Origin of the sequence: Vibrio coralliilyticus ATCC BAA-450 (genome assembly GCF_000176135.1) — a bacterium.
In the GTDB taxonomy this organism is placed as follows: domain Bacteria; phylum Pseudomonadota; class Gammaproteobacteria; order Enterobacterales; family Vibrionaceae; genus Vibrio; species Vibrio coralliilyticus.
The window spans coordinates 669,629-682,998 of record NZ_ACZN01000016.1 but is presented as its reverse complement, the minus strand read 5'-3'; the positions used below and the strand labels follow the sequence as shown (position 1 = coordinate 682,998).

The 13,370-nt window shown below is 46.5% G+C and carries 14 protein-coding genes; 4 read left to right on the top strand and 10 right to left on the bottom strand.

All coding sequences use genetic code 11. From position 1 onward, the window contains the following. The first annotated feature begins 13 nt into the window (after positions 1–13). Entirely contained in the window at positions 14–1,633 is a 1,620-nt protein-coding gene (locus tag VIC_RS14230; protein ID WP_006960679.1) for a BatD family protein, read from the top strand. Positions 1,634–1,940: 307 nt separating this feature from the next. Next, entirely contained in the window at positions 1,941–2,432 is a 492-nt protein-coding gene (locus VIC_RS14225) for a L,D-transpeptidase family protein (protein ID WP_050778624.1), read from the top strand. Positions 2,433–2,435: 3 nt separating this feature from the next. Here VIC_RS14225 and yddG read toward each other — a convergent pair whose 3' ends face one another. The 7 genes from yddG to VIC_RS14190 all read right to left on the bottom strand — a co-directional run bounded on the left by yddG (position 2,436) and on the right by VIC_RS14190 (position 7,624). Beyond that, positions 2,436–3,353, bottom strand: coding sequence for an aromatic amino acid DMT transporter YddG (gene yddG / locus VIC_RS14220; RefSeq protein WP_080555935.1), 918 nt, complete (start codon positions 3,351–3,353; stop codon positions 2,436–2,438). A gap of 41 nt (positions 3,354–3,394) precedes the next feature. After that, entirely contained in the window at positions 3,395–3,955 is a 561-nt protein-coding gene (locus VIC_RS14215) for a sugar O-acetyltransferase (RefSeq protein WP_006960676.1), read from the bottom strand. A 146-nt stretch (positions 3,956–4,101) separates the two neighbouring features. Continuing rightward, complete coding sequence (locus tag VIC_RS14210; RefSeq protein ID WP_006960675.1) at positions 4,102–4,500, bottom strand: OsmC family protein; 399 nt, start codon at positions 4,498–4,500, stop codon at positions 4,102–4,104. A gap of 11 nt (positions 4,501–4,511) precedes the next feature. After that, positions 4,512–5,489 (bottom strand): Gfo/Idh/MocA family protein, encoded by a 978-nt coding sequence (locus tag VIC_RS14205; RefSeq protein ID WP_039952062.1) that lies wholly within the window; start codon positions 5,487–5,489, stop codon positions 4,512–4,514. 72 nt (positions 5,490–5,561) lie between these two features. Next, positions 5,562–6,176, bottom strand: a complete 615-nt coding sequence (locus tag VIC_RS14200; RefSeq protein WP_019275621.1) for a LysE family translocator — start codon at positions 6,174–6,176, stop codon at positions 5,562–5,564. A gap of 88 nt (positions 6,177–6,264) precedes the next feature. Further along, positions 6,265–7,188 (bottom strand): LysR family transcriptional regulator, encoded by a 924-nt coding sequence (locus tag VIC_RS14195; protein ID WP_006960672.1) that lies wholly within the window; start codon positions 7,186–7,188, stop codon positions 6,265–6,267. Then, positions 7,178–7,624, bottom strand: a complete 447-nt coding sequence (locus VIC_RS14190; RefSeq protein ID WP_006960671.1) for an Lrp/AsnC family transcriptional regulator — start codon at positions 7,622–7,624, stop codon at positions 7,178–7,180. Before VIC_RS14190 ends, VIC_RS14195 begins: the two co-directional genes overlap by 11 nt. 197 nt (positions 7,625–7,821) lie before the next feature. Here VIC_RS14190 and yjeH point away from each other — a divergent pair, with 197 nt between their 5' ends. Continuing rightward, the gene (gene yjeH, locus VIC_RS14185) at positions 7,822–9,081 is read left to right on the top strand and encodes an L-methionine/branched-chain amino acid transporter (protein WP_006960670.1); all 1,260 of its coding nucleotides are present in this window, start codon (positions 7,822–7,824) and stop codon (positions 9,079–9,081) included. Here the strand turns inward: yjeH and VIC_RS14180 are convergent. Together VIC_RS14180 and pdxR are read right to left on the bottom strand one after the other, a co-directional pair. Next, positions 9,074–9,832, bottom strand: coding sequence for a class II glutamine amidotransferase (locus VIC_RS14180; protein ID WP_006960669.1), 759 nt, complete (start codon positions 9,830–9,832; stop codon positions 9,074–9,076). The two genes, yjeH and VIC_RS14180, sit on opposite strands and share 8 nt — an antisense overlap. 37 nt (positions 9,833–9,869) lie before the next feature. Further along, positions 9,870–11,291 (bottom strand): MocR-like pyridoxine biosynthesis transcription factor PdxR, encoded by a 1,422-nt coding sequence (gene pdxR / locus VIC_RS14175; protein WP_006960668.1) that lies wholly within the window; start codon positions 11,289–11,291, stop codon positions 9,870–9,872. A gap of 96 nt (positions 11,292–11,387) precedes the next feature. Between pdxR and VIC_RS14170 the strand changes: the two genes are divergently transcribed. After that, a complete protein-coding gene (locus VIC_RS14170) occupies positions 11,388–12,050 on the top strand; it encodes a pyridoxamine 5'-phosphate oxidase family protein (RefSeq protein ID WP_006960667.1) in 663 nt (220 codons plus the stop codon). On the opposite strand, the gene VIC_RS14165 is transcribed toward VIC_RS14170, so the two are convergent. After that, on the bottom strand, positions 12,047–13,366 hold the full coding sequence (locus VIC_RS14165) for an ATP-binding protein (protein ID WP_006960666.1): 1,320 nt from the start codon (positions 13,364–13,366) through the stop codon (positions 12,047–12,049). The genes VIC_RS14170 and VIC_RS14165 overlap by 4 nt on opposite strands. Between the last annotated feature and the right edge of the window lie 4 nt (positions 13,367–13,370).

Here is a 13,370-nt window from a genome sequence, read left to right as displayed (position 1 = left end):
GAATCGACAAATAATGAAACTGATTAGCTTAGTGGCGCTGGCTTTATCTTTTGTCAGCCCTGCCGCTATGGCGGCAAATGTCTGGGCGACCGTCAGCAAGAATAAAGTCGTCAAGAACGAAGTGTTCCAACTTCGCGTTGTAGTCGACGAAAAAGTCTCTTCCGATGATATTGATTTCAGCGCACTGGAAAAAGATTTTTATGTTGGACGACCTAGTTTTGGCTCTTCGATCAACATAGTCAATGGTGACCGCAGTACACGCAGTGAGTGGAACCTAACACTAGCCGCTCAAACACTTGGCGTTGCCAATATTCCCGCTTTTACAGTCAACGGGGCGAGCTCAAAGCCGATTGCTATTCAGGTTACTATGGACACCGATGAGCCTAAAGTATCCGACTTAGTTGAGCTACGCAGTTCACTTGATAAGACGACGCTTTACCCAAATGAAAGTGCCTCATTACGTACTCGCCTGATCATTAAAGCAGATCCGAGACGCCTGCAAAGCCCTAATGTCATCCCTCCTCAAGTCGATGGATTGACCTTAGCTCAAATCGGTGAACCAAAGCAGTATCAAAGCGTTCTCGGTGGCGTGGAAGTCACTGTACTTGACCAAGCCTATCGCGTAACGGCAAACCAGCCCGGCGAATACACACTAAAAGGTGCAGCATTCAAAGGTTCTGTTGTTTATGGCAATGATCGAACAGGGACCAACAAACTGATCTCGGTTGATACGCCAGCAAAAACCTTTGCTATCAAAGTCGAAGATAAACCCGCTGGCTACAGTGGTGTATGGCTGCCGACATCGGAGCTTAAGCTAACACAAACATGGGTCGCGGCGAACGGGGAACCGATTCCTTCATCAACCACGCATCAGGCTAAAGTGGGCGATTCGATTACACGTGAAGTCACCTTGGACATTGAAGGGCTCTCTTCTGACCGTTTCCCGAACCTGAAGATCAGCTATCCGCAAGGCATTCGCGTGTACGAAGAAAAGCCTCAGTTCACCCAGCTAGAGAATGGTTTCACGCGCATGACATTGAAGCAGGTACTCATTCCTCAGCAAACTGGTGATGTTCAACTTTCAGAGATCAATCTCAATTGGTGGGATAGCCAGAACAAACAGCAGAAAACCGCTCATCTAGATGGTATAGCGTTAGCTGTCAGCCCGGGAGAGAGCCTAAATATTCCAGTGCCAGCGTCTCAGTATTCAGCGCCAACCGAAGTAAAAACGGTCACTGTCAAAGATCCCGGTTTTTGGCCTTATCTCACAGCGCTGTTTGCCCTGCTTTGGGTTATCACAACCGTTTTACTATTCAGAAAACGAAACACTAGCGTGGAAACCCAGCAGAAGCCAATCGCACCACTCGATACAAGTGGCCGCTTGGTTTCAGCACTTGAAGAGCAAGATCACTTTAAAGCACAGCATTGCGCTACTGAATGGCTCCAGGAGGCCCAGATTAGTGATAAGGCACTTCTTGCCGATATCCAAAATGAATTGGATGAAATGCAAAAATCACGTTTTTCTCAGCAAGAAACTGGCTGGAATGCTTCAAAACTGCTTAAACTAATTAAAAAGGTGGACAAAATGCCTCGAGCAAAAGGGAAGCCTGGGGAAACATTAGCGAAGCTTTAATACCGCGAAGGCACTGGTAGAGGCATTGTTCAGGTCCAAGTTCATTGTATCAATGAATAGCTGGAGGAATGATGTCGGCAATTGAAAAGCCAGATCCCAGTACTCATTATGTGATCCTATATTTTGATGGGTCCCAAATGACTTCGTTTGAAGTTGATGCGCATAGTCGGAATGAAGCGATAGAAGCGTTTAAAGACTTGGGATTTGCGGAGCGTGATATTTTCTCGATTTCTCCCTGATGACATTACGTAAACTCGAAAGGTAGCTTCACGGCTACCTTTCTGTTTTTTGGAAGAATAGTAAGACAATGAATGGCACTGCATTAAGGACGATAGTGACATTGGGGGCACTACTTTTTACCTGTGCTTCAACCGCAATGGTCGACTTAGTTAAAGTCGACAAGTCCAAACGTCGCATGTATCTGATTGACAATGGTCAAGTGGTGAAAGAGTTTCGCATCGCGTTAGGTAAACACCCTAAAGGGCATAAAACCCAGGAAGGGGATCATCGAACGCCTGAGGGCCGCTACTACCTCGACTTCGTGATTGATAATTCAGAGTTCTATCGCTCAATCCACATCAGCTACCCTAACCCACGAGACATTGCTTATGCCGCAAAACTTCGCGTCGATCCTGGTGGTGACATTAAGATTCATGGATTAAGAAACGGGGAAAAGCGGCCCGCCAAATTCGTACAAAGTTTTGACTGGACTAATGGCTGCATCGCCATTACCAACGAAGAAATGGATGAACTGCTCACTCTCGTGAAAACAGGAACACCCATTGAGATCCGCTGGTAATACTCAATCCTTACACGCTTCCGGTTCAGCCGATTCCGCTTTTTTCTCTCTTGTGACCCACCAGCACAGCAGTGAACCGATTGTCACTAGAGCGACGCCTTGCAAGAAGGTATCCGTAAGAACCAAACCAAGAATCACAGACGAAATAACGGTCGAAAGAACAGGTGTAAAGTAAGATAGCGTCGCCAAAAGCACCATGTTACCGCCGATAATTGCGTAGTTCCAAAGCGCGTAGCCACTGCCCATTGCAATACCTGTAATCAGCAACAAACCACCGGATTCAAGGTTAACGCTCATCCCTGTTTCATTACTGATCGCGTATTTAATCCATAAGGTCACGGCCGTCATGATAAAGAACAGCGTAATCGGATTTTGCCCTTTGGAAATACGCTTAGTCAGATTACAGTAGATTGCCCACAGAAACGCGCCCACAAATGCCATAGCGTAGGTTACAGGGTTAGTCGCCACATTGGCTGCAATCTGGGTGAACGAAAGCCCTTGGTCACCAGTGATACTCCAAGCCACACCAAAAAACGCCAGTGCGATTGCGGGATAAACGAGAATATTGGTTTTCTTCGGGCTGAACGTGACAGCCAGTAGAACGGTCAGAGCGGGCCATAGGTAGTTAATCACCAGCATTTCTACGGCTTGTTGGCGAGAATTCGCCATAGCCAGTGCAAGTGCCAAACATATTTCATAGGCGACAAACAGCCCACCACCAATCAATACATAGGTCAGAGAATAGCTTCTGATTTTTGGCAGGCCCATTACCATCACCAAAAACAGAGAAGCGACGGTATAGATTGATGCAGCGCCACCAATGGGCCCTAAAAACTCAGTGACCGTTCGCGCTAACCCCATCACACTGCTCCAAAGCAGGATGGCTAACACACCGCACAAAGTAAATTTATGTTGGCTCACTCTATTCTCTCAGATTAACAGCAAAGGAGCTTAACCTAGCGTTAACTGTCATTCTCTGTCAAATGTCTTATCAATTTTGCCGGAGTTCCACCATACAAGCTGTCGGGTGGTACGTCTCGTGTTACCACTGAATTAGCGGCGATGACACTGCGCGCGCCAATAGTCACACCTTGATTAATTACCACGTTGCCACCGATCCAAACATCATCTTCCACAGTAATAGGCAAACAGGTGGTTTCCCAACCTCTTCGGCTTCGATAGTCCAAAGAATGACCCGCGGTATAGAACTGAGTGTTTGGGCCGATAAGTACATGGTTGCCAATCGTAATCTCAGCCCCATCCAACATGGTCACATTCATATTGATGAAGGTGCTATCGCCAATCGATATCGTTTTTCCAAACTCACAAAGAAAAGGAGAGCGAATCATGCTCGCTTCGCCAAAACGTTTCAGCAGCTGACGACAGGTTTCAACACGCTGAATATCACTGGTATTGTGATTTAGCTCCTGCAAAAGGCGTGTTGCTTGCTCGCGAATGTTATTAACGCTGGGATCAGCCCCGTTAAACAACTGACCTGCGACCATTTTTTCAAACTCTGTCATAACGTTTTCCAATTAACTGCTTGAATAGGAAAGGTAAAATAGCGCGAATACAAGATTGGAAAAAGAGAAAACCTAACCGGTGAATATTTCCTTAATTTACAAAAAAGCCGGGCTGTAAACCCGGCTTTCCATCTAAATAGAACAGATTACACAATTTCCCAGCTGTGGGTCATTTCTACGCCAGCACCTAGCATCAGACACACTGAACAGTACTTTTCCAGAGAGTCTGCTGTTACTTTTGCGACAACGTCTGTATCCAGATTGTCACCCGACACTTCAAAGTGGATATTTACTGTGGTGAAAATACGAGGAGCTGTTTCACGGCGCTCGGTCGTCAGTTTCGCAATGCAGCTAGTCACCTTCTGAGAGGCTTCTTTAAGGCCATCAACAACGTCAACTGAGCTACATCCGCCTGCCGCCATCAGAACCATTTCCATTGGGCTGGGTGCTGTTGCACCGCCATTGCCATCCATTACGACTGAATGACCAGATTGAGAGTGACCTAGAAACTTAAAATCTTCGATCCATTTAACTTCGGCTTGCATATCTTTCTCTCTTATACGTCTGTCGGGAATGTTACACCCGTTTGCTTGCGAATCTCTGTCAGCAATTTAGCCACAATCAGCGAGCGCTTCATACACTCTTCGTCAATTTTTTTCGTTTCAAATTGCTTAGCAAAAGCCAGAGCTTCGTAATACATTGGATTCGGGTCTTGTTTAACACTCAAATCGACACCAACACCACCTCTGGCAATCTTTGTCAGTTTTTTGCCGGTTGAAATCATCTCCATAAGCAACGCCCCTTCCTCACCTTGAATTTCACTCGGCAAATAAGAGTCACTGGTCTTAGAATGTTGCAGCACCACTTCAAAGCCGTCGTAACCTAAAATAACGCTTCCGCTGCCATCGACACCACTATCTAGCATCTGAGCCTGTGCTTTTACGCCGTGAGGTTCGCCAAACAATTCAACAGCTGAGCCAACACAGTAGTAGCCGATGTCCATAATCGAACCATTTGCAAAGGCAGGATTAAAGGTATTTGGGTTTTCACCAGCTAAGTACTTAGGGTAGCGTGACGAGTACTGGCAATAAGTGATCAGTGCTTTGCGAATCTTACCGATGTTCTTACTTTGTTCTTTCAGTAGTTTGAAGTTTGGTGTGTGGGGCGACATGAACGCCTCAAAAAGAACCACATCATTCGCTAACGCTGTCTGGTACATTTGTTGTGCTAACTTATCATTCGCAGCCAGTGGCTTTTCGCAGATAACATGCTTACCTGCTTCAAGTAATTTCAATGCTTGTGGAGCGTGTAGTGAGTTGGGGCTAGCAATGTAAACCACGTCAATCGACTTAGAAGTCGCCAGCTTATCAAAATCATCAAAAAGAGCGGGTGATGCGTATTTCTCAGCAAACTCTTTCGCTTTCTCGATAGAGCGAGAATACACGCCAGCCAAAAGATATTGCTCTGTCTTCAACGCAGCTTCAATGAACTGATCGGTGATCCAGTTCGTCCCGATAACAGCAAGTCTAATCATCATTCCGTCTCCAATCATGACAAAAGGAGCCGATGGCTCCTTTGTTATTTATTTTTGTTCGTGTTGGCTATCTTACACTGTCATCACAACTCGTACCGCTAAAAATATCAGCACGGCGCCAGACAGGCGATCAATCAGTTGTGCTTTTGAGCGAATTTTGTCTAAAAGGCGTGGGCTCGATAGCAAGAAAGTAATCAAGGTATACCACAAACCGTCGACCACTAGCGGGGTGAGAACAATTAGCGCTTTAGCCGTTAGACTGTCCCCCACCGCAACAAACTGGCTGAACAGCGCGATAAAGAACAGCGCAATCTTAGGGCTAAGAATGGAGATAAGAAATCCTTCTTTTGCAGACTGCCAAGCCGATGTGTGCTCGCCCGACTCCAGCTTCGCTGCCACACCACCTTTTGAGCGCAACGCATTGTAACCAAGGTACGCCAGATACGCTGCGCCCGAGTAACTTATCGCTTTGAAAAGCAGTGGTGACTGTTGTAGGACAACGGCTAGGCCGATCAGGGTAATGAAAGCATAAATGCCAATGCCCAATGCGTGCGCCCATGCGGCTGCCAAGCCATTTTTTCGCCCCCCTGCTAGGCTATGTTTCGCGACCATAGCGAGACTCGGGCCGGGCGACATCGCCCCTAAAATACAAACCGTAAAAAGTGATAGCCAGATTGTGAGTGTCATTGTTTTTTCCTGAGGCTGAATCCATGTCGTTAAACTATCGCAGCGGATTAATGATTTGAAATCAAAGTTTATTATATCGGCTATGATTTCAAGTCATACCTACAGAATAATTTGATGTGCGCATCGCGTGCAGAACCATCTCACGCATCCATTGATGCGCTTTATCCTGATCGTATTTGGGGTGCCACATCAGCCAGTACTGATGTGCTTCTGTCTCAAATGGCAGAGGACGATATTCAAGGTTATGATTCGCCGACAAGTTCAAAGCGATGTGCTCAGGTACCACCATCAGATAATCACTGGAAACCAAGGCATTGACTGCAGCGGAAAAGAACGGGACTTTTAAAGCAATTCGCCTTTCAAACCCAAGAGATTTGAGAACAATATCTGTACTTGAATCCTTATCTCCGCCACCAGTAACCTTCAAATGTGGGTAACCCACCAGCTCTTCTTCTGTCAGCGTCTGTTTGACTGACAACGGGTGAGATTTACGCATCAGACAGACTGATTTGTCCTCACCGATTTTCACACTCGTTACATTAGCGGGTTTCTCTGGCTGCATGGTCGAGGCTAAGTGAATACCGGTTTCACCAAATTGTTGAAGATATTCTGGCTGCCATAAGCGATAGGCGAGATTGACGTTCGGCGATTGCTCTACCATAACGGCAACCACATCGGGCACTATGTATTGAGCAACATAGTCACTGGAAGACAGAACAAACTCTTGCTTCCATGTTTGCGGGTCGAAAGGTTTGTCGTGCAGTAGTTGTTCAAACTCTCCTAACAAAAGATTGAGCTTTTCCTGCATGGCCAATGCTCTTGGTGTCGGCACCAAAGCATTGCCTTCGCGCACCAATAAAGGGTCACCACACAATTCTCGAAGCTGAGCGAGCTGACGACTCACGGCTGATTGAGTAATGTTGAGTCTATCTGCGGCTCTGCTCACATGGCACTCTTCGAGCAACACCTGCAAAGAACGCAACAAGTTGAGGTTGATATGATTAAGAGACATGGCGTGTATTAAAGAACTCCGTAAGCACGGTGTGAGTCATCAGGTGGCGCAGTTCAGGGATCGCCTGTAGTTCATCACGAATCTCATTGAGCCTTGCCATGGTAGGTACTTCGACGAACAACATCATGTCGGTCTCCCCTGTTATCGCATGGCACCATTTCACGCCATCAATCTTATAGATTGTCTCAGCATAGGACTCGCAATAATGAGAGGAGGCTGACATGTCGAACTTTAATGCCATGTACGCCTGTATAAGTTCCGGTTCGTCTTGGGCGATATTCGCATGGTAGCCAAGAATGACTTTTTCCTGTTCCAACTTTTGAATTCTTGCCGTCACGGCTGAACGTGACAAATTGACCTGTCGAGCAATGTCACTGACCGAAGCTCTGGCGTGGTGTCTTAAAATACCGAGAATTTGATTGTCGAACTTATCCATATTACTTCCTGTCATACCTCAACTTATCCTGTTGATTTCAGGTAATGTGACACAAAAAACCGTTGGGCGAAAGAGTGCAAATTGCCTATTCACTCACCTGACTTCCGCCAAAATGACATATAACTACGACAAATTGCTTGCTGTGTTTTTTCATATGTTTGAGTAAGCTATCAAAAAAAAAATCAGGAAAGGAAACCATGAGTCAGCTAAAACAAGAAATCACGTTACTCTCAGGCGTTGGGCAACTCTCAACGACCTTGCTGGGAACTGGCCTTTTCATGGTACCAGCCATTGCCGCTGGTATTGCAGGTTCACTCTCACTTTGGGCATGGCTAATTCTATTTATTGCGATATGTCCGATTGCGCTGACCTTTGCTCAGCTGGGAAAGCGCTATCCGAATGCAGGTGGCACGGCACACTTCGTTCGCCAGGCATTTGATCAGCGCCTTGAAAAAAGCGTTGCTTGGTTGTTTGTCAGTGTTATTCCGGTCGGCGTCCCTGCCGCAGTAGCGCTAGCCGCTGGCTTTTTACAGCAATTACTGCCTGAAGCGCTGAACTCCTCTATTTTCGCCCAACTGCTAACAGTGTTTCTCTTAATCGCTGTTAATTTAGCAGGCACAAAGTCATCGGGGCGCCTTCAGACGCTGATTGCGCTCAGTATCTTCATTCTGGTCGCTGCATTCTGGTGGAAAGGTGATATTGGCGCGCAAGATCTAACAATGCCAGCGCTCTCCTCCGAATCAACTTGGAGTATTGGGGCTGCATTGGCCGTTATGTTTTGGTGCTTTGTCGGAATTGAAGCATTCGCCCACATGGGGGAAGAGTTTAAGAATCCACAACGGGATTTCCCAATTGCGATCATCATCGGTTGTTTTGTGGCGGGTGCAGCCTATTGGGCATGCTCTGTCGTCATACTCAAATATGGAGCTTATGGGAGTAGCGAGTTCGACAGTGCTTCTATCCCTTGGCTGTCAGAGATGCTATTCGGTGAACAATTTAAGTTGCTTATCAGCGCTCTCAGTTTTGCCGCCTGCTTTGCCAGCGTGAATCTATATACACAAAGTTTATCAAGGATGGTTTGGGCGCAGGCGCGCGAATACAAACCTAAAAGCGCGCTAGCCAGAGTCTCAATTCGAGGCGTCCCAGCAAACGCTACGTTGGCGGTTGGTGTGGTGTTGGTATTGTCATGCTTAGTGGGCGAAATTTCAGGGCTGGACTTAGAGTTCTTCCTTAAGCTGGCAAATGGTATTTTCGTTCTGGTGTATTTATTGGCGATGTTATCTGCCTACAAGCTACTTACCGGCATCAGCAAATGGCTTGCTGGCGTGTCGTTACTTATCTGCACAGGCGTGTTTGTCTGCTTAGGTTGGTCAATGCTATACGCCGTTGCTGTCTTTGTTTTATTGTCCCTACCATGGGGAAAGCGACAAACGCTGGATCAAAGTCAGGCTAAATAGCATATAAGGTGACGGCGTCACCTTTAATTTCCAGAATGCTTTGAGGAAGCACCGCCTTCCAGCCTGAGCTTTTCTCCAGCGGCTCTGATGCTAAAGCGATGTTAGCGCCCTCTTGTCTTATAAATACGGTTGGCGCATCATCATCAGAGCTATAACGGACCGCCCAAAACTGCTCTCCATCTGAAATACAAATAGACGCTTTTAATGGCTCTTCAATGCCTTTCGATTTCAACATCTGGCTAATATCAATAATGGTTTTACGAATCGCTTCGACAGGCTGTTCACACAGGCCATTGTGTAGCATCAAAAGAAAAATCAGCTCGCTGTCGGTCGTACCCATGCGTTTAAGGAACAATGATTCAGGTAACTGGCTTTGTAGCTCATACTTAACGCGCTCGAATTCACCAATCTGACCATTATGCAGAAACATCCAGTTGTCGATGATAAACGGATGGCAATTAGAGCGAGAGACCTGTGTACCCGTAGATGAGCGAACATGCGCCATAAATCGATGAGAACGAATGTGATGTGTCAGAGAACGTAGGTTTTCATCTCCCCAAGCTGGTAAAACTTCGTGGAACTGCCCTGGAGTGTCTCGCTCAGTATACCAGCCCAATCCAAAGCCGTCGGCGTTCACCCTTGTTACGGCTTTTCTTGCATCGAGGCTTTGATGCACCAGAGAATGCTCAGGTTCATACACCAATTCGTCTAAGTAAATTGACTCTCCCTGATAGGCTAACCAACGGCACATATTCTTCCCTCAATTGATGACATTTTGTTCAATACAATCACGATTCAAATAATCGGGCAAGTGCTTGTATCCCGGGTTCGATCTCTTGCAATGGTGTATTACCAAAACCGAGCACGACCGCTCGCCACTCTCGATGACTCTCCTTGTTATGTTCATAATAGCTCAGTGGCCGCAGCACTATCCCTTGCTTCGCGGCCCTTTTCACCCACGCATGCTCGTCTATTCTGCCGCTCCATTTTAGCGTGACATGCAAACCAGCAGCTTGGCTGATGATCGTAACCTGTCCACCGAATGCTTGTTCAATGGCTTGGCTGACAATCTCATGTTTTTGTTTGTACAGTCGGCGCATTTTTCGTATATGACGCAGTAAATGGCCTTCAGCAATAAAGTCAGCTAACGCTTCCTGAGTATGTGACGGAGAATCACCGCTCATGGCATCTTTGATTTCAAGACAGCGCTGAATTAAATTATCCGGCACCACCATGTAACCTAACCTTAAGCCGTTAAACATCACTTTACTTAGTGAGCCAATATAGATCACGTGCTCATCTAGCCCCATTTGGCCCGCTAATCCCTGTAAGCTGGTATAAGGCCGGTGTGCAAACTGAAACTCACTGTCATAATCATCTTCGATAATCCACCCTTGATGACTCGCCGCCCATTCAATCAACTTAAGGCGATTTTCAGTGTTGATGGTCGTTCCCATCGGATATTGGTTACTCGGGGTGATGTATAGCGCTCGTGCCGTACTTTTCAGGACATCACTCAACTCAAAGCCTGTTTCTTGATGCACCGTCAAAGGTTCCAGCTGATATTGGTTGAGTTCAAGCACCTTGGTCATTTGGGCATACCCTGGCTGCTCCATTAGAACTTTTTCACCTTGTGCCAGAGTCGCCGCCATCGCAATGGTCAAAGCCTGTTGAGCACCAGAAGTCACAATGATTCTCTGTGCTGAGCAGTGAACGGAGCGGCTGGAAGACAAGTAATCAGACAGCGCCGCTCTAAGCGCTTCACTGCCCTGAATATTTTGATTTCCCAGTAACACTGGGCGTAGAACATGCCTTTGCAGCAATCGCTGCCATTTACCAAGTGGAAACTGTGAAAGATCTGGAACGCCAGGTGCAAATGACGAATTGATATCAAAGCAGTTGGACTCGCCCGAAGACGTACCCTGAGTCACGGTCGCTGGCACATATTTATCCGGTAACTCAACCGCAACGTAGAACCCCGAACCTTGCTTACTTTCTATGTAGCCTTCCGCCAACAGCTGCTCATAAGCAGCCGTCACTGTATTGCGACTTACATTGAGTTCACTGGCGAGCTTGCGCGTCGAAGGCAACTTACCCTGCAATGGCCACAAGCTTTTCACTATTTTTGCTCGAATCGCATGAAATAACTGCTGTTGTAAGGTGCTCGCCCCACCTGAGAGAGTCAGATCTCCAATATCAATCAACGCCATTAACTGGACCTATAACTTTGTCAAAACTGGCTCTCAATAACATACCAGTTAAACATTAGATTGGAACCATAAATTACAAGCTAATGGAGAAACGCAATGCTATCAAACACAGAAAGGACCCAAATAAAAAAAGGCGCGCACAAAGCCGTGTTCGAGGACAAACATCTTGAACAAATTATTGATGAGTCATTAATCGCCCATATCGCGATTAATGACGCTAACGGCCCTATTGTGATTCCTATGTTGGCATGGCGTGTTGATGAACATGTGTATATACACGGTGCGAACAACAGCCGATTGCTGCGCTCATTAAAACAAGGCCACCAGACCTGCCTGACATTCACACTATTCGATGGCTGGGTTCTAGCGAGATCGGCTTTTCACCACAGCGCGCACTATCGCTCAGCTGTAGTATTTGGCCAATTTGAAGTAGTTGAAGAGAAGCAGGAAAAAGATCGTCTGCTCAATCATTTTGTTGAGCAGATTGCCCCCGGGAGAACGGAGCAGGTCAGATTAAGTAGTGACAGAGAACTCGCCGCGACCATGGTGCTGAAGATGCCTTTAAGCGAAGCATCGGTCAAAATCAGTCGTTTTGGAGTCAACGATGATGAATCCGATTTGGATCTTCCCGTGTGGGCTGGCGTCTTACCCTATCGGACGATAGTTGGTCCACTTGAGCCAGTAGAAGCATCTAAACATCTGGAAGAGCCCGATTACAGCAGTGCATATGGTGAACGCTGGCACAAAGTAGTGAACTAGCACTCGATCAAAACAGTAAAACGAGCCCCACCCAGTTCGCTTTCGCCTAAAGAAATACGCCAGTTGAGTCGCTTGGCTGCTTCTGAAGCGATGGTCAGCCCTAACCCAAAGCCGTCACTATGGCGGCTTTCATCCAATCTGGAGAATGCCAGAAAGATCTCATCGTATTTATCTTTTGGGATGCCAGCCCCGTCATCTTCGATATCAATCACTAATGTGTTGTCAAAACCGATTAAAGTGATCGCGACCGCAGCATCTGCGTAACGGAATGCGTTTTGAAGCAGATTATCAATCACCAGATTAGCTAAGGTTTCTAATACATCCAAAGCTGGGGCAGGCTCAGTCAAAGAAGCATGAAAGCTGATTTGTTTGTTGTAATGCTCTTGCCTGTCAATACGCTGTTTAAGCCAGCGTTCAGGGAGAAGGTTTTGTGTGTCGAGCAATTCACTTTCCGTCAAACCTCCTACCCGGGAAATTTGTACCACGCTAGCAGTCAGAGCGGAGATATCGTCAACATATCGGTCAATATCATCAAAAAACGGTTCTTGCTCCTCAACAGCATTGCGCCTAGCCATATCGCTGGCTAACTGAATTCGACTGAGCGGCGTTCTGACTTCATGAGGAATAGCCTGCGTGTAGATCTGACTCTGCTTTACATGGCCTTCAATGTCATCTGCCATGTAGTTGAAGCTTTCCGCCAGTTCTTTGAGGGGAAGTCGGAAGTTGTCACTGTCAATACGTGCACTAAACTCACCGCGTCCAAAGCGACGAGACGCACGGTTAAGCTGATTAATTTGGTTATGTAGATGGCGAATAGGGACATAAACAAATACGCCTAAGCTGACAAATATCCAGGCCACAAGACCAATCACAAACATGACTTCGGAGTCTTCGTACCACTCAAATTGGGGTTCAAAAAAATCGCGATTCTCACTGAACATGAGACTTCTCGCCGAGTTTGGTAACGGAAACACCGCCGCATACAAGTTATCTTCGACTAGATAAACGGGTATTGACTTCAATCGGTACAGCTCGCGACAATCTGAGCATGGCAGCGTCTCGGGTTTTACGTTAACCAAAGATAGATTAAAGATGTAAAACTGCTGCTTCCCCGTGTTGGTCAACTCTTTATAAAGGGAGTTAGGCTGACCACGTTGTTCGATGTATTGATTAACGAAAAACTGCCCATCATTGAGGAATATCTCGACTTCAGTTTTTCTCATAAAGTCAGAACCCAAAGTGAGAAATGCAACAACAGTGATTACAAGCCCTGTTGCCAGACTAATGTATGCTTTGGTAAAAGTGGAACGAACCATATCC